Source organism: Mesobacillus campisalis (genome assembly GCF_000986785.1).
GTDB classification, from domain to species: domain Bacteria; phylum Bacillota; class Bacilli; order Bacillales; family Cytobacillaceae; genus Mesobacillus_B; species Mesobacillus_B campisalis.
The window spans coordinates 1-16,316 of record NZ_LAYY01000047.1; the positions used below are offsets into that span (position 1 = coordinate 1).

Below are 16,316 nucleotides of genomic sequence, written 5' to 3' on the forward strand. Positions count from 1 at the left end.
CCAAAAATCAAGAGAGGCCGAAAAAAAGGCACTGACAGGCTCTCTCAGTACCCAAAAACCCAGAGCATCCCCAAAAAAAGGCACTGACGGTAGTTCTCAGTACCCGAAAATCCGGAGAGACCCGAAAAAAAGACACTGACAGGGTCCCTCAGTACCCAAAAATCAAGAGAGACCAGAAAAAAAGGCACTGACGGTAGTTCTCAGTACCCAAAAATCCAGAGAGGCCCGCAAAAAAGGCACTGACACCCGCTCTCAGTACCCAAAAACCCATAGCATCCCCAAAAAAGGCACTGACAGCCATACATGTTTGTCTTCCCCAAAGCCTAATGTTCTTTATACTTCCCATTCGACGAAAATTCTTATTGGTCTACATAAATTGTCAAAGGAGGTTGGCGTCATTCCAACGAATATGTACATTGAAACTTATAAATAGGCGGTGGCTGAGCATGGACCAGTTTAATGAATTGGTATCAACACAATTGAAAACAATGGACAAACTCTTATATTTACAGTCTGAGCTTGAGCGTTGCCAGCAGATTGAGCAGCAGCTCATCACCTTGAGGCAGAACACCGAATTGGAAGAGATTCGAGAGGAAATTGACCGGATGAAGGCGGAGCTGAAAGATATCCACCGCATCTTTGAAGAGCAGACGGAAGAAGTGATACGCTCATACCAGGATATGAACATCACAATTCGATAAAATAAGGGATATACGCAGCAATAAATCGAGCCTCTGTTTAAAAACGGCGGCTCTTTTGTTTTAAATTCCAGCTACAACCGTTATAATAATAAAAAAAGGAAGCGTTTTGTTGCCTCTTGTCGTTTTTTGTTTTTTAGATTCATATACAATTGATCGGGTTGCAAAGCTCCAGGAAAGGAAAGTAGGGGAGAAATCATGGGCGTACCCATAGAAGGTGAGTCTGTCCAAATACATAGCTACAAACATAATGGGCACATCCATAGAGTGTGGGAGGAGACAACGGTCTTAAAGGGCAGCCAGAACCTGGTGATTGGGGGAAATGACCGAACCGTTGTAACTGAATCCGACGGCAGAACCTGGATCACAAGGGAGCCGGCGATCTGTTATTTTCATTCCCAGCATTGGTTCAATGTAATTGGAATGCTCCGGGAAGATGGTGTGTACTACTATTGCAATATCAGTTCACCGTTTATTTTTGACGGAGAAGCACTTAAGTATATAGATTATGACCTCGATATAAAAGTGTTTCCTGACATGACGTTTAACCTGCTGGACGAAGATGAATATGAGCGGCATCGCAAGGAGATGCAGTACCCAGAGGTAATCGACCAGATTTTAAAGTTCAATGTTGAGAAGCTGATGCGCTGGATCAGGCAGAGGAAAGGGCCGTTTGCTCCGGATTTTATCGACATTTGGTATGAGCGGTATTTGACCTATAGACGTTGATATTTAAAAACCTGTTGAACCCGATTCAACAGGTTTTTAAATAGGTACTGAAAATTGTGAATGTTCCATAATAGGGGGAGGCACCTTTGGGCAGTATTAACAGATATCTTCAATTCGTAAAACCGTACAGATGGCAAATTGTGGGGACGATTATCATCGGGATCCTTAAATTTGCGATTCCCCTGCTGATTCCCTTATTGATCAAGTATGTTGTAGATGATGTCGTCCAGAATGATGCCCTGTCCGCTGCAGATAAATCAAGCAGGCTGTTCACGGTCATGGGCGTGATGATTGTGGTATTTGTCATTCTCCGTCCGCCAATTGAATACTACCGGCAATATTTTGCCCAATGGACGGCTAGCAAAATTTTATATGACATCAGGGACAGGCTGTTTACCCACCTTCAGAGGCTCAGCTTTAAATATTATTCCAATACCCGTGCCGGTGAGGTCATTTCCAGGGTCATTAACGATGTGGAGCAGACAAAGACATTTGTTATTACCGGTCTGATGAACCTCTGGCTTGATGTCGCAACCATCCTTATCGCCATCGCCATCATGTTCACAATGGATGTTAAGCTGACGCTGGTTTCACTGGTGCTTTTTCCGCTATACGCATTTTCGGTCAGGTACTTCTTTGGAAACCTGCGAAAGCTTACCAGAGTCCGGTCCCAGGCGCTGGCAGAAGTTCAGAGTTATCTCCATGAGCGGGTAGCAGGCATTTCATTGGTAAAAAGCTTTACACTCGAAAATCATGAGCAGAAGCAGTTCGACAGGCAGAACAGCAATTTCCTGGAGAAAGCGCTGGACCATACAAGATGGAATGCCAAGGCATTCGCAGTGGTAAATACCATTACAGATGTAGCTCCGCTCATTGTCATTGGCTTTGCCGGCTACCAGGCGGTCAATGGCGGCCTGACAATTGGGACAATGATTGCGTTCATCGCTTATATTGATAAGCTGTATAACCCGCTTCGCAGGCTGGTGAACTCGTCGACCACTTTGACACAGTCCATTGCTTCGATGGACAGGGTCTTTGAGTTCATGGATGAAAAATATGATATCGTCGATGCTCCTGACGCCGTTGAACTAAAAAAGGTGAATGGGCATATTGAATTTAAAAATGTCAGCTTCTCTTATGAAAATGAGGGTGAGGATGTCCTGAAGAAGATATCCCTTGATGTCAGAAAAGGCGAGACCATTGCCCTTGTTGGCATGAGCGGCGGAGGAAAATCATCCTTCGTCAGCCTCATTCCCCGCTTTTATGATGCGAGTGAAGGAGAAATTCTGCTTGACGGCCAGGATATCCGCCGGTATAAAGTCCGGTCCCTCCGCGATAAAATCGGAATGGTCCTTCAGGATAATATTCTGTTCAGTGAATCGGTGAAAATGAACATCCTCCTCGGCAATCCGGAGGCATCCGATGAGGAAGTCATCCAGGCCGCCAAGGCAGCGAATGCCCATGAGTTCATTTCTGCATTGCCGGATGGCTATGATACCAGGGTAGGGGAGCGTGGAGTAAAGCTGTCTGGAGGGCAGCGGCAGAGGGTCGCGATTGCACGCATCTTCCTAAAGAACCCGCCAATTTTGATTCTGGATGAAGCCACTTCTGCTTTGGATTTGGAAAGCGAGCACCTGATACAGGAGGCACTTGAGAAGCTGGCGAAGGACCGCACAACCTTCATTGTCGCCCATCGCCTATCGACCATCACCCATGCGGACCGTATTGTGCTGATTGAGCATGGAAGGATTGTGGAAATCGGGACCCACGAAGAACTAATGGCATTGCAAGGAGGCTATTACAGGCTCTTCCAGGTGCAGCAGCTGGAAAGCTGACTGTGCTGTGGGAATCAATAAGTTAAAAGCAGCTGTCGTTGACAGCTGCTTTTCCTTTAACAAATAAATATATTTTATAAAATTTAGATAACTGTCCAGCTTCAGCGCCTAGCCAGTTTTCATCTTAGAATTTGCTTCCTTGAGTATCTTCCGAGAAGCGGAGCTTTGAGCAGCTCGAGGTCATAAGCCACTCCAGATTTGAAGGCAAAAAACGCCTTCTAATCTGGAGCGTCTTACGCTTGTCGGGGCTGAGCACTAAGGAAAGCTTCTAAGAATAAGCATCGCAGGAACAATCCGCTTTTAGATTGTTCCGAAGGCGCTTACGCTTTTCCTAATCCCCAATATTAGGTTCGACCGTCACTTGGTTGTCTTCTTTATGGTATGACTGGAAGCTTGTGATCAGGGTATCAAGATGCTCCACTTGTTCTCCGTATTCCATGATGACTGAAACAAGCTGCATGATATGGTAGAGGACATGGCTTTCCGACTCCCCAATTTCATTTTGCTGGGCGAGGAACAGTTCAAAAAGGTCCTTTTTGTTTAGGCAGACCTGGCCCTCCATATACGAAACCTCAGGTTTGATTTTTCCTGCAAATTTCAGCATCACCTGTTCGTGATGGTTGATCAGGCAGTCCAGCTGGACCTGGAGGCTCTCCTGGAAAGAGGCGGGCATATGGGAAATCTCGTTTTCGAACCGGTGCAGCCTTTTGAGTGTATCCAGGGCTTTTTTTGTAGTGGCATTCATTTGGCGGTAAATTACCAGCTTGCGCGATTTCTCCAGGCTGTTCTTTTTAAAGTAGTCGCGCTCTTCTTTATACATCAGGTATAGGCGTTCGAGTTTATGGATGCCTTCCCGGAGTTTTTCGATGTCAGCCTTTAACAGCTGGTGTTCGGATGCATGGCGTGTGTTAATGCGGATCCATTTGAAGATCTCTTCGGCCATCAGGGAATTTTTATTGTAAAGCTTGTTTTCATACTTCGGAGGCAGAAAGACCAGATTGACAATAAAAGCGGCAACGATGCCCAGGACAATCGTTGAAAAACGGATAAGGGCAAACTGGATAAATTCCTCTCCAGGGCTTTCCATAATTGCAATTAAAGTGACCAGGGAAAGGATGATTGTATTTTCAAGCTTCAGTTTAAGATTGAGCAGGATGACAAGAATGGCGGCAAGGCCTACGATGAAAATGTTATTTCCGAGTGTCAGGACAAAAATGACTGCGATAAAGGCACCAATCACATTGCCCTGAACCTGTTCAATAACAGACAGGTAGGAGCGGTAGATGGTCGGCTGTATGGCGAAAATGGCGGCAATCCCGGCGAAAACCGGAGAAGGAAGGTTCAACACCTGTGCCAGGAACAATGCTAAAATAATGGCGATTCCCGTTTTCAATATGCGGGCTCCAAGTTTCATACTTATAAAATTCCTTTCTGGATTATGCAGGCAGGTTCTTAATTCCTATTCCTACTATACTTACTTTATACGAAATTGTGCAAAGCTAAACAATATTGTACTATACATGGGTTTTCATGGAAGTTCAAGGGAAAATAATATGAAATATGTGGATAATTACTTGGGAAAGAGAAGAGGGGAATATTCAATAAAAAAGCGGCCATTTGGCCGCTTTTCTTATTCTGTCGAAACCGAAGGGTCTGCCTGTTCCTTTACTGGAACAATCTGGACAAAGTGGTCTTCCGGGTGATCCAGCAGGAGGGAAATGCTTTCCCCTTCCTCTTCCTGGCCGCTGAGCTTGAGAATCTCTGCGTACTGGGCAAGTAATTCCCGGACATCGCTCTGGCCTTTTTCGGATAGGGATTCAATCGAGACTTTCGCGCCTTTTGCAATCCGCCGCTGGATGGCTTCCCTGGTCAGGCCAACCTCAGGCTGGTGGCGGATATAGATGACACCGCCGGTCATTCCCGCACAAATCCATGGACCGGGATCTCCGAGGACCAAGCCTCTTCCGTTGGTCATGTACTCGAAGGCAAATCCTTTAATATTGGCATGGGTGCCGATATTGCCTGCGTTTTGAGGGAGAGGAGCTTTAACCAGTCCGCCAATGATAATGTCTGCTCCCGAAAGCCGTATGCCTGCGCGTGCATCTGCATTCCCTTGGGCAACCAGCAAACCTTTCTGGGCGCCGTAACCGAAGCCTTTTCCGACCGAACCATTATAAAATTCCCCGTCTTTCCCTTTGGACTTGAGGATGAAAATGCTGCCGCCGAATGAAGTTTTTCCGACTCCATCCTGGCCGCCCCCATCCACTTCAATGGTGATTCCTTCCGTATTATAAGCTCCAAGGCCGTTTCCGAGAATCGAACCGTTGTACCGGAGGCGGACAGGGTTCATTTGTTTGTAGGAACCATCGAGCCGGCCGCGCACGCGGTGGCAGCTTACCCGGCTGGCAAGCACCCGCTGCGAGGAATTGACATTATGGAACTCACGGGATTGATGAAGTTCTTCTTCAACAGCATCAAGATACTCTGCGCCGGCTGCAACCTGAAAATGTTTGGATTCCAGGGAAGCTGCAGCTTCCTGATGGTGGATTTGCCTGATTTCAAGAGGCTTCAATAAATAGGTCAGGTCAAGCAGGTCATTTCCTTTCGCCTGCTCTAGCAAATCTGAGCGTCCAACGGCTTCCTGAAGGTTTTTGATTCCAATCGAAGCGGCAAGTGCTTTCAATTCATTTCCAAAGGCGCTGTATAGATTGATGATTCCCTGTACAGCAAGTTCAAACTGGCGGGGAACAAAACGGCGCAGACCATGCTCTTTTGCCTGTGTTTCCGACTCAATTTGCGTAGCAATTCCCACATGGCAGGTATCAAGGTGGCAGCCGCGGCAAGTTGTACAGCCGATCGCCAGCATCGACAACGTTCCGAAACCTATTCTGTTTGCCCCAAGCAGCATTACCTTGAGGACATCGAGGGCGCTTTTGATTCCGCCATCCGCCCACAGCTCAACCTGTTGCCGAAGTCCTGCTTCAAGCAGGGCGTTATGGGCCGCCTTTACACCAATTTCCACTGGAAGGCCAACATGCTGAAGAGCATGGATCCTTGCCGCGCCAGTACCGCCGTCAAAGCCGCTGAGTGTGATGATGTCGGCCCCGGCCTTGGCAATCCCTACCGCAATAGTCCCGATGTTTGGCACAACAGGTACCTTGACAGCCACTTTCGCTTTATCGTTGGCCGTTTTCAATTCGTGAATCATCTGCGCCAAATCTTCAATGGAATAGATATCATGATTATTGGACGGGGAAATCAGGTCGGAACCAATCGTGGCGTTCCGGGCCTCGGCGATTTTGGCCGTTACTTTTGAGCCTGGCAAATGCCCGCCTTCTCCTGGCTTTGCACCCTGGCCAATCTTAATTTCCAAAAGGTTGGATGAATTGAGAAGTTCCGCGTTCACGCCAAATCTTCCAGATGCGACCTGCTGGCCACGGGTGCGCGGATATTTTCCAAGCATATCCTTAATTTCGCCGCCTTCGCCATTCATCGAAACCATGTTCAGGCGGTCTGCTCCTTCGGCATAGGCCCGGAAGGCAATCTCATTCTGCGACCCGAATGACATCGATGCAATGACAAAAGGCAGGCTATGTTCCCCGATCCTTAGGTCAACCTCTTCCGGCAGGATGGATGAAGGCTTTTGCTTCAAACTAGCCAAATGGCGGATGGTTGTCGGATTTTTTTCCTCCTGTTCGGAAATTTTTCCGCGGTACACACTGTAATCACCGGTTGCGGCCATTTCGCCAATTGCTTTCCAGATGCGCGGGAACAGGCTGAAGGTTTTGCCAACACGTTCCTTTTCATTTTGGTAATCTGCAGCGCGCTTGAGGGCATCTTCCTTCATCAAAGAAAAGTTGAAGCTTAGTTCCTTTGAACCGAAGAAGTTGACGATCTTCAGGTATTCAGCGACCTCTTCGTTAAGGCCAATGGCCGAGAACAGGCGTCCATAGCCGCGAAGTTCATGAATGCCAATCGTTGAAATGACTTTTTCAAGGCCTTTTGTCAGGGCGCTGTACAAATTTGCAACAGGCTTATGTGAAGCATCCAGGACGCTTAGGAACATATAATATGGACTTACTGCGTCAGCACCCAATCCCAGCACAGTAATAATATCGTGGAGGGAGCGTATCGCTGCAGAGCGCACAAGCAGGGAGCAATCCCTTCTCAGGCCAGCCTTCACAAGTTCCTGGCCGACTGCGGATGTGACAAGATGAGGGTCCAGCCACAGACCGTCATGATGGGCTTTCGAGTCATCCAGAATAAGGAGAGTTTTGCCATTCCGGACAGCTGAAATACACTCTTGCGAAATTCGTCCCAGTGCATCCTCGATGGATTCCTCCTGGCTGAACACAGTATGGATGTGAGCGGAAAGCCTCTCTTTTTGGAAATAGTCGAGAACCTGGTCCATGCTTGGCTGTCCGGTCTCCAGGCTGCAATCATAGCCTGCCCGTCCTTCAACCAGCAGGGGCGTTGTCAGCTCCAGGACTTTTCCAGCCGCTTCTTTCGATAACAGTGATGGGCGTTTTCCAAGTACCGTTCTTGTTGAAAAGTGTTCCGTTTCGCGGTCGCGGTCGATTGCCGGGTTGGTAACCACAGCCACGCTTTCTTTTATAAAATCAGCAATGTTGCGCCGTTCGGGATTTAACGCTGCCAGGGGGGAATCATGGCCAAGCGAGCGAATAGGCTCGATGCCTTTTTCAGCCATTTGCTCGATCAGCTGGATATGATCGCGCTCCCATCCAAAAGCCTTATACTGGCCATTATGGATTTTATCGGGATACGCCATCGTAATCATTTTGCCAAGATGAGGCACTCCCAGGCGTTCCCTGGAACCGGCAAACTCAAGAGTGTTGGATAAGCGAGCGTACACTTCCTCCTGGTAAGCGTGGTGTTCGTAAACCTCGATCCTTTCTCCCTTCCACTTCAACCCGACCTTTTCTCCAGGTGCCAATGGTTTAGGCTCACCGACATAAGCCTGCGAAGGAACAATCCCTGGCTCTGAAGAGAACAGGTAGGAGTCTTGGATTTCAACCATCCACAGCGGGCGGAGGCCCAATGCATCCACACTGAAAACGGCTTCATCGCCAAAACGGGAAATAATTCCCGCAGGACCCTGGGCAAAATGTCCCCAGGCCTCACGAATATAGGTATACAAATCTTGAAGATGCTGGGGGTAAGTCTTTATTTCATTGATGATGGGAGGGAACATGATATCCATTGCTTCGAATAAAGAGTATCCTTCACGGCATATGAAGGTCTCCATAGTACGGCTCAGGTCCTGGGAATCGCTTCCATCCTTTACAAGAGGAACATTGATCATGGCTGCCTCATCGCGAAGGCGGGCTATTGTATTGATTTCCCCATTATGGCCGAGGACGCTGAAGGGCTGCACCCGGAAGAAGCTGGATAGGGTATTGGTAGAATATCTGTTATGACCGAGTGTCATGGTGGAAGCAATCAGTGGATGTGCAAGGTCGTGATAGTATTTTGGCAGGATGTCACCAGCACCCATTACTTTATATACCGCGTGATATTGGCTCAGGGAGGCCACATGTACTTGCTCGTTCTTTTCGAAATCTACTATGATCGTAAACAACTTGTCGGAAAGGCTGCTGCCTGTAACAGGGGCAAGACAGGCAAACTGCCAGAATACAGGGTTTTCCTGAATGGCAATTGGCCCAAGTGCTTCAGGGCTGGTGACTTTGTCTGTTTCAAAGATTAGCTGCATGCCGAATTGCTGCAGCTTTTCGGCTAGTTGGGCCTTGATGGCTCGGGAGCCGCTTGTACGGGCAATAAAAACATGGCCGACGACAAAGTTATCTTTATCTGCTGCAGAGGCATCCGTTCCTGCAGCGGATAATTTCTCCTTCCAGAGCCTGCGGGGAATATCAATGTGAATGCCTACTCCGTCACCTTCGCCATTGATAAAACCAGCGCGATGATTCATTGTAGTTAGTCCGTCGATGCAGTGATAAATGTTATCCCTTGTGGGCACCTTCTTTTTCTCAATGCTGGCAATAATTCCGCATGCATCGTGTTCCTGTCTGTGAAAGTCCTTGAATGAGGCTGGGCTCCATTGAATTTGGTTCATAAATTTCGGCTTTATAGAGGGGAATTCTCCTTTCAGCCGGTTCACCTCCTATAGGAATATATTGATGGACAAGTGGCAAAAAGGAAGAGGAAACTAGTCTAAAAAGAGGGGGCTAAACAATCACTGTCTTTCTACATCTCCGGATGAAATAAACAATCATGCAAAATAAAGTAGGGTTATTTTATCATAAGAATTTTCAGAAATCAATTAATTATGCAAAAACTTGGATACCAGATTTATAAGGTAAAGAGACTTGTATAACCACAACTATCCATAGTGTAAGCGTTTACAATATAGGGAAAATGAAAACAGGAGGAAGACCGCCTCCTGTTTGTGCATAAAAAATGTATATTTTTAAGATTGGGCCAGGAAGTAAAAGGACTGGTCCACTGCATGCAAAGTCGCTTCAATGTCTTCGGCTGAATGGGCAATGGTAATAAACCACGCTTCGTATTTGGAAGGTGCCAGGTTGATTCCCTGATTGAGCATGAGTTTGAAGAAACGGGCAAACATTTCTCCATCGGTGTTTTCAGCCTGTTCGTAGTTCTCAATCTTTTCATTGGCGAAGTATACCGTCAGCGCACCTTTCAGGCGGTTGATTGTAATTGGAATTCCGTGCTTTTGGGCAGAAGATGTTATTCCTTCTTCGAGCATTTCTCCGAGACGGTCAAGATACTCATAGACTCCTTCCTGTTTCAGCACTTCAAGACAGGCAATTCCCGCCAGGATTGAGGCTGGATTTCCGGCCATCGTCCCAGCCTGGTAGGCAGGGCCGAGCGGCGCTACTTTTTCCATTATTTCTGCTTTGCCGCCGTAGGCCCCAATTGGAAGCCCTCCGCCAATGATCTTTCCAAGTGCGGTTAGGTCAGGCTTAATGCCGAGCAAGTCCTGGGCACCTCCATACATAAACCGGAAAGCGGTGATCACTTCATCATAAATCACAAGTGCGCCGGCCTTATGGGTCAATTCGTTGACTTGTTCAAGAAATCCTTGCTTTGGCTCGACTATGCCAAAATTGCCGACGATTGGTTCCACCAGGACTGCTGCGATTTGATCTCCCCATTTTTCCAAAGCTTCCTTGAAAGGCCCTATATCATTAAAAGGGACTGTTATCACTTCCTGGGCGATGCTCTTTGGGACTCCTGCAGAGTCTGGGGTACCGAGGGTGGACGGGCCGGAGCCGGCTGCCACCAGTACAAGGTCCGAGTGTCCATGGTAGCAGCCGGCAAATTTGATGATTTTATCCCTGCCTGTATAGGCTCTGGCGACACGGATGGTTGTCATCACGGCCTCTGTTCCGGAGTTGACAAACCTTACCTTTTCCATGGCCGGCATTGCCTCTTTAAGCATCTTTGCGAACATTACTTCATGAGGCGTTGGTGTTCCATATAACACTCCTGTTTCGGCGGCCTTTTTGATGGCTTCAGTAATGTGGGGGTGGGCGTGTCCCGTAATGATTGGGCCGTAGGCGGCTAGATAATCGATGTACTGATGGCCGTCTACATCCCAGAAATAGGCCCCTTGAGCCCTTTCCATCACTACTGGAGCCCCGCCGCCCACTGCTTTATACGAACGTGAGGGACTGTTGACACCCCCGACGATATGCTCAAGTGCCTCTGTATGTATTCGTTCCGAATTCGGTCTATTCATATATAATACCTCCTGTTATCGGGCTGCGGTAATATGTGTTCTGCAACCATACCGTCCCTATTTTAGCATATTTTCTCTTGCCTGCTTCAACGCTGTCGCTCCTGTTTCCTGAAAGGAGGCAGAAAAGGGGACTTGCTATCATAGAATGAATCCTGGACGCGTATAGATGTAAAGAGATGGAATGGAAATGGGGCAGAGGATAAATGGGAGTTTATATTTCAATTATTATCATTATCCTTTGTATTTTGCTTAGCCTTAGAGAACTGTTTATTCCGGATAAAATTAAAGGCAAGAAGATGTCGATAGAAAACTTTTTAATCCTGGCCATTATTTATGCCACAGTCATGATTGGCTTTGGCCTCATTTATTATTTAATAGGGACGCAGGGCTATCCCGTATTGATCGAGGCCGACCACAATCAAAGCGGAACAACATTGGGAAGGGTGGAAACATCCCTTTATTTTAGTGCGATAACGCTATTTTCAGTAGGGTACGGCGATATTGCTCCCGTCGGAATCGGCAGGGTGATCGCTGTCCTGGAAGCACTTATAGGCTATACCATTCCTGCCGCATTTGTAGCCAGAACCGTTTTTGACAGAAAAATATAAAATGGTCCATTGTTGAAATTCGCCATTCATTTGGATAGGCTAGTTTTATAACAGCTCGTAGGAGGATGGACAATGGAATTGAAAACAAATGAATCAGCTCCCGACTTCGAACTGCCGGCTAGCAGCGGGGAAACTGTAAAGCTTTCCGACTTTCGCGGGAAGAATGTAGTCCTCTATTTTTATCCAAAGGATATGACACCAGGATGCACGACTGAGGCATGCGATTTCCGTGACCAGCATGAAAGTTTCGAAAACCTTGATGCGGTTATTGTCGGAGTCAGCCCGGACCCTGTCAGCCGCCACGAAAAATTTATTGAAAAGCACGGCTTGCCGTTCCTGCTTCTTTCCGATGAAGAAAATAAGGCGGCAGAAGCATATGGAGTATGGAAACTGAAGAAGAATTTTGGCAAGGAATACATGGGGATCGAGCGGTCGACTTTTATTATTGATAAACAGGGAAAGCTTGTGAAGGAATACCGCAAAGTAAAAGTTAAGGGGCATGTTGAGGAGGCACTAGCATTTATCAGGGAAAATCTGAGCTAATAAAATGGGCAGGGCGGAGGATAGCTATATAAGCTATCCTTTTGTTTGCGGATGGAGGATTTGTCCTTGCACTTCTGTTCGGGGTAAAATTAAATGGTGACCACTAGAGACAGGAGGCGGCGGCTTGAAGGACAAGGAACTAATCATAATAGAAGCAGCCATAAAATTATTTGCAAAGAAAGGGTTTGCCTCTACCTCGATCCAGGAAATCGTCTCGGAAACCGGTATGTCCAAAGGGGCCTTTTATCTGTATTTCAAATCGAAGGATGCCCTGCTTGTTGCCATCCTGAATCATTACTTTGATCGGGTCGAGAGCATTATCCAGGAATTCGAAGGCAAAGATCTGCCTCCGCGCGAGAAGTTCATCAGGCAGCTTTCTGCATTATTCCATACATTCATTGAAAATAAGGAATTTATCATCATGCAATACCGGGAGCAGGCAATCCCATTGAACGACGCCGTGCATCAGCTGATGATCCAGAAGCATTATGAGAACCAGCAATTTCAGCACAGGGCGCTAAAGGCCATATACGGTGAGGAGGTAACTCCCTATGTGTGGGACCTGTCCTTAATGTTGGAGGGTCTGCTGCAGTCTTATGTAAAACTGCTCTTTTTTTATGATGAATATTTTGATGTCGATGTTTTGGTCCCCTTCATTATGAGGCGGATGGATTCGATTGTGCAAGGAATCAAGGGAGAAGTGCCCATCGTTTCGGACGAAAGTACGATAAAAGTTCTTGAAGGCAAAAGGGCTTTTTTACATAATAGACCGGCGATTGGCACTATTATCGAAAAAATGAAAAAGGCGCTAGCTGAAATGGATAGTAAGGAAGACCTTGAAGTCTCGCTTGAAGTGATCGAAGCAGAGGTGAGCAGAAGCAATCCACGCTTGCCGGTCATCCAGGGCATGCTTTCAAACTTCAAGGAAATTCCTGCTTTCGATTCGTTATGCGAGGAGTTCTCCAGGTTATATGGAATAAGAATTTAAAAATATGGCCTATTTTACGCGTTAAAGGCATTTGTCCATTCATTTTATATGCTGTTGAATACCTTATATTAGGGCATACCTCCTCAAATAGTTTGACGGGCCAAATTGGCCCGTCTTTTTTTTCGGTGGATTGCCAGCTTGATTAAGGGATGGAGATTAAAGAGATGGCAGAAGGATATAATATAATGAACCAATAGCAAAGGCCCGTCACAAGCATGGGTGAATAAAGATTATAAATGTTATAAATGTTTAAAAGGCTGTTATATTGACAAAATGGGGATACTCTTAGTACACTATTTATAAACATTATAAAGTAAGAATTTATAAAGAGAAAAGAGGTGCATGGCGGTGGTAGAAAATCAATTGAAGGAAGCGCTGGATGCTCTGAAGGGAACCGGAGTTCGTATTACGCCGCAGCGTCATGCGATTCTCGAGTATTTGATAGAGTCCATGTCACATCCTACAGCAGACGATATTTATAAGGCGCTTGAAGGTAAATTTCCCAATATGAGTGTAGCTACTGTTTATAATAACCTGCGCGTCTTCCGCGAAGTGGGCCTCGTAAAGGAACTAACATACGGAGACTCGTCGAGCAGGTTTGATTTTGTCACAACGCAGCATTATCATGTAATCTGCCAATCCTGCGGCAAAATAGTCGATTTCCATTATCCAGGTTTGGACGAGGTGGAACAGCTTGCTTCCCATGTTACCGGCTTTAAGGTTGGTAATCACAGGATGGAAATTTACGGAGTCTGCCCCGAGTGCTCAAATAGTGAGACTCATTAAAACTGACGCTAAAGCCGTCAGTTTTTTTCATTCACAAATAAATAAAACCCGGCAATACGCCGGGTTCCGATTATGAAGTTCAGTTAAGGCCATCATTATATCATGGCTGATCGAGGCTGCCTTTAGGATTCCCTGGTCTGCGAGCCATCTTTTTGTTTTCGGTTATATTTCTCGTCGAACTCTTTTCCTTCGAGACTAGGGTCAAGAGTTAGCGGTTCGTTGCAGAACATGCATATATCGACTCGCCCAAGGACTTTTGTCTGCTTGCCGCATCCAGGACAGATAACCTGCACGGTTTTTGTGGACAGCATGCCAATCCAAAAATAGACGACTGTGCTGGCTACGATGAATAAAAGCCCAAGAACCATGAAGATGGTCATTATAATAGGTGAAGTCCGAAAGAAAATCCCGGCGTACATAACAGCAAACCCTATAAAAATTAGGCTAAGAGCAAATGTGCGGATTTTATTAATCTTGTTTGAATATTTGGCCATTCTTTTCCCTCCCTAGAGAATATTTCTATCATATCATTCAGAGGGAATAAATCACAGGAAAACTAAGGCGCAGTGGCAGGATTTTTGCTGAATTTGCCGAACATATATTTCTAACAATAAATTGGAGGAATACATATATGGAGGATATCCTTCGCCCAATTTACCAGGAGAGGGCCAGCCAAGCCAACACAATTGGCGTGCTGATGATCGAAAAAAAGAAAAAGAAGTTTCCGACAACCGATACGTTTGATTTCATCCTGCTGATCATTATCAAATCTGGAGAACAGCCTGTTTTTGTAAAACACTACACATTTAATGATAAAAAAGCGGCAATGCACATCGTAACACAAGCCCAGTTAAATGAATGGATGCTTTTGGGGAACAACAGAAAAATTTTTGATTGGCTGTATGAGGGCAAGGTCCTTTTTGACCGGAATGAATATATCGCAAATTTAAAGCGCGAACTTATGGAATTCCCGTTCTATGGGCGGAAAATGAAAATGGGAATTGAGTTTGCAAGGCTAATCCGCAGGTATACAGATGGGAAGGCTTTTTTTGACGAGTATCATTATCTTGATGCCTACAATTATGTCGTCCAGTCTTTGCACCATCTCGCCCGGCTCGCCGTTATTGAAAATGGCTTCCACCCCGAAGTGACAGTGTGGCACCAGGTCAAAAATATCGACCCGGAGATCTATAAGCTCTATCAGGAACTGGTTTGCAGCGAAGAGACATTGGAAAAACGCCTTGAACTCTTATTCCTTGCAAGTGAGTTCCTTATCCATTCCCGCACCCAAATTGGGTCTTCCCACATCCTTTCTGTTCTTGAGGAGAAAGCAAGCTGGTCTTTCAATGAAATGCTCAATCATCCTGAATTAAAGGCGTATTCCGTGGATTTAGGGATCTTACTGGAATATCTAATTGATAAGAACCTTATCAAAATCGTACGGGAAGATACAAAAGGACAGGCGATTTTCCATCGCTATTATCAAGTTGCCGAAAAGTTATTCTAAAAAAACGTAAAAAGCTGTTGACCTTTTTCAAGATACTTGGTATATTAATAACCGTCGCTGCGAAACACAGCAAAAACATTTTCGCGGCTGACGGATTTTAAAAAGAGGTGTTGACATTATCAACGCCGCGTGTTAAAGTAATAAAGTCGCTTCCGAGCGGCCGGTAAAACAAATTGCTCTTTGAAAACTAAACAAACAAGCGTCAACAAACAATAATATTCATGGGTTCTATTAATAGAAGAACATGAGCCAACGTTTTATTTTATGAGCTAATCACTCTTTATTGGAGAGTTTGATCCTGGCTCAGGACGAACGCTGGCGGCGTGCCTAATACATGCAAGTCGAGCGGACTTGAGGGAGCTTGCTCCCGATGGTCAGCGGCGGACGGGTGAGTAACACGTGGGCAACCTGCCTGTAAGACTGGGATAACTCCGGGAAACCGGGGCTAATACCGGATAATTCATTCCCTCACATGGGGGAATGCTGAAAGACGGCTTTTGCTGTCACTTACAGATGGGCCCGCGGCGCATTAGCTAGTTGGTGAGGTAACGGCTCACCAAGGCCACGATGCGTAGCCGACCTGAGAGGGTGATCGGCCACACTGGGACTGAGACACGGCCCAGACTCCTACGGGAGGCAGCAGTAGGGAATCTTCCGCAATGGACGAAAGTCTGACGGAGCAACGCCGCGTGAGCGAAGAAGGCCTTCGGGTCGTAAAGCTCTGTTGTCAGGGAAGAACAAGTACCGGAGTAACTGCCGGTACCTTGACGGTACCTGACCAGAAAGCCACGGCTAACTACGTGCCAGCAGCCGCGGTAATACGTAGGTGGCAAGCGTTGTCCGGAATTATTGGGCGTAAAGCGCGCGCAGGCGGTCCT

The 16,316-nt window shown here is 46.5% G+C and carries 12 protein-coding genes and 1 rRNA gene; 9 read left to right on the top strand and 4 right to left on the bottom strand.

Annotated features, from left to right (window positions below):
* The first annotated feature begins 446 nt into the window (after positions 1–446).
* The 3 genes from WQ57_RS21575 to WQ57_RS21585 all read left to right on the top strand — a co-directional run bounded on the left by WQ57_RS21575 (position 447) and on the right by WQ57_RS21585 (position 3,262).
* Positions 447–701 carry a YgaB family protein gene (locus WQ57_RS21575; protein WP_046525797.1) on the top strand — a complete coding sequence of 85 codons (255 nt, stop codon included), beginning with the start codon at positions 447–449 and terminating at the stop codon, positions 699–701.
* Positions 702–896: 195 nt separating this feature from the next.
* Positions 897–1,427 carry a nucleoside tri-diphosphate phosphatase gene (gene ntdP, locus WQ57_RS21580; protein WP_046525798.1) on the top strand — a complete coding sequence of 177 codons (531 nt, stop codon included), beginning with the start codon at positions 897–899 and terminating at the stop codon, positions 1,425–1,427.
* An 86-nt stretch (positions 1,428–1,513) separates the two neighbouring features.
* Positions 1,514–3,262: an ABC transporter ATP-binding protein gene (locus tag WQ57_RS21585; protein ID WP_046525799.1), complete on the top strand. Its 1,749-nt coding sequence runs from the start codon at positions 1,514–1,516 to the stop codon at positions 3,260–3,262.
* 331 nt (positions 3,263–3,593) lie between these two features.
* Here the strand turns inward: WQ57_RS21585 and WQ57_RS21590 are convergent, their stop codons facing one another.
* The 3 genes from WQ57_RS21590 to WQ57_RS21600 all read right to left on the bottom strand — a co-directional run bounded on the left by WQ57_RS21590 (position 3,594) and on the right by WQ57_RS21600 (position 11,006).
* Entirely contained in the window at positions 3,594–4,676 is a 1,083-nt protein-coding gene (locus WQ57_RS21590) for an FUSC family protein (protein WP_046525800.1), read from the bottom strand.
* A gap of 216 nt (positions 4,677–4,892) precedes the next feature.
* Positions 4,893–9,356, bottom strand: coding sequence for a glutamate synthase-related protein (locus WQ57_RS21595; protein WP_046525801.1), 4,464 nt, complete (start codon positions 9,354–9,356; stop codon positions 4,893–4,895).
* Between the two features lie 354 nt (positions 9,357–9,710).
* Positions 9,711–11,006: a glutamate-1-semialdehyde 2,1-aminomutase gene (locus WQ57_RS21600; protein ID WP_046525802.1), complete on the bottom strand. Its 1,296-nt coding sequence runs from the start codon at positions 11,004–11,006 to the stop codon at positions 9,711–9,713.
* A gap of 203 nt (positions 11,007–11,209) precedes the next feature.
* Here WQ57_RS21600 and WQ57_RS21605 point away from each other — a divergent pair, with 203 nt between their 5' ends.
* The 4 genes from WQ57_RS21605 (at position 11,210) to perR (ending at position 13,931) form a co-directional block, all read left to right on the top strand.
* Positions 11,210–11,614: a potassium channel family protein gene (locus tag WQ57_RS21605; RefSeq protein WP_046525803.1), complete on the top strand. Its 405-nt coding sequence runs from the start codon at positions 11,210–11,212 to the stop codon at positions 11,612–11,614.
* 72 nt (positions 11,615–11,686) lie between these two features.
* The gene (gene bcp / locus WQ57_RS21610; RefSeq protein WP_046525804.1) at positions 11,687–12,157 is read left to right on the top strand and encodes a thioredoxin-dependent thiol peroxidase; all 471 of its coding nucleotides are present in this window, start codon (positions 11,687–11,689) and stop codon (positions 12,155–12,157) included.
* 124 nt (positions 12,158–12,281) lie between these two features.
* Positions 12,282–13,145, top strand: coding sequence for a TetR/AcrR family transcriptional regulator (locus WQ57_RS21615; protein ID WP_046525805.1), 864 nt, complete (start codon positions 12,282–12,284; stop codon positions 13,143–13,145).
* Positions 13,146–13,487: 342 nt separating this feature from the next.
* On the top strand, positions 13,488–13,931 hold the full coding sequence (gene perR, locus WQ57_RS21620) for a peroxide-responsive transcriptional repressor PerR (RefSeq protein ID WP_046525806.1): 444 nt from the start codon (positions 13,488–13,490) through the stop codon (positions 13,929–13,931).
* A gap of 122 nt (positions 13,932–14,053) precedes the next feature.
* Here perR and WQ57_RS21625 read toward each other — a convergent pair whose 3' ends face one another.
* Entirely contained in the window at positions 14,054–14,425 is a 372-nt protein-coding gene (locus tag WQ57_RS21625) for a YgzB family protein (protein ID WP_046525807.1), read from the bottom strand.
* A gap of 137 nt (positions 14,426–14,562) precedes the next feature.
* Here WQ57_RS21625 and WQ57_RS21630 point away from each other — a divergent pair, with 137 nt between their 5' ends.
* Together WQ57_RS21630 and WQ57_RS21635 are read left to right on the top strand one after the other, a co-directional pair.
* Complete coding sequence (locus tag WQ57_RS21630; protein ID WP_046525808.1) at positions 14,563–15,438, top strand: nucleotidyltransferase-like protein; 876 nt, start codon at positions 14,563–14,565, stop codon at positions 15,436–15,438.
* 280 nt (positions 15,439–15,718) lie between these two features.
* A 16S ribosomal RNA gene (locus WQ57_RS21635) occupies positions 15,719–16,316 on the top strand; the annotation flags it as partial.

What these genes read in the sequence shown, in the direction of transcription:
- WQ57_RS21625 (WP_046525807.1), bottom strand. Translation starts at nt 14,425, where the DNA reads ATGGCCAAATATTCAAACAAGATTAATAAAATCCGCACATTTGCTCTT.
- WQ57_RS21605 (WP_046525803.1), top strand. Translation starts at nt 11,210, where the DNA reads ATGGGAGTTTATATTTCAATTATTATCATTATCCTTTGTATTTTGCTT.
- ntdP (WP_046525798.1), top strand. Translation starts at nt 897, where the DNA reads ATGGGCGTACCCATAGAAGGTGAGTCTGTCCAAATACATAGCTACAAA.
- WQ57_RS21600 (WP_046525802.1), bottom strand. Translation starts at nt 11,006, where the DNA reads ATGAATAGACCGAATTCGGAACGAATACATACAGAGGCACTTGAGCAT.
- WQ57_RS21575 (WP_046525797.1), top strand. Translation starts at nt 447, where the DNA reads ATGGACCAGTTTAATGAATTGGTATCAACACAATTGAAAACAATGGAC.
- WQ57_RS21630 (WP_046525808.1), top strand. Translation starts at nt 14,563, where the DNA reads ATGGAGGATATCCTTCGCCCAATTTACCAGGAGAGGGCCAGCCAAGCC.
- WQ57_RS21595 (WP_046525801.1), bottom strand. Translation starts at nt 9,356, where the DNA reads ATGAACCAAATTCAATGGAGCCCAGCCTCATTCAAGGACTTTCACAGA.
- WQ57_RS21590 (WP_046525800.1), bottom strand. Translation starts at nt 4,676, where the DNA reads ATGAAACTTGGAGCCCGCATATTGAAAACGGGAATCGCCATTATTTTA.
- bcp (WP_046525804.1), top strand. Translation starts at nt 11,687, where the DNA reads ATGGAATTGAAAACAAATGAATCAGCTCCCGACTTCGAACTGCCGGCT.
- perR (WP_046525806.1), top strand. Translation starts at nt 13,488, where the DNA reads ATGGCGGTGGTAGAAAATCAATTGAAGGAAGCGCTGGATGCTCTGAAG.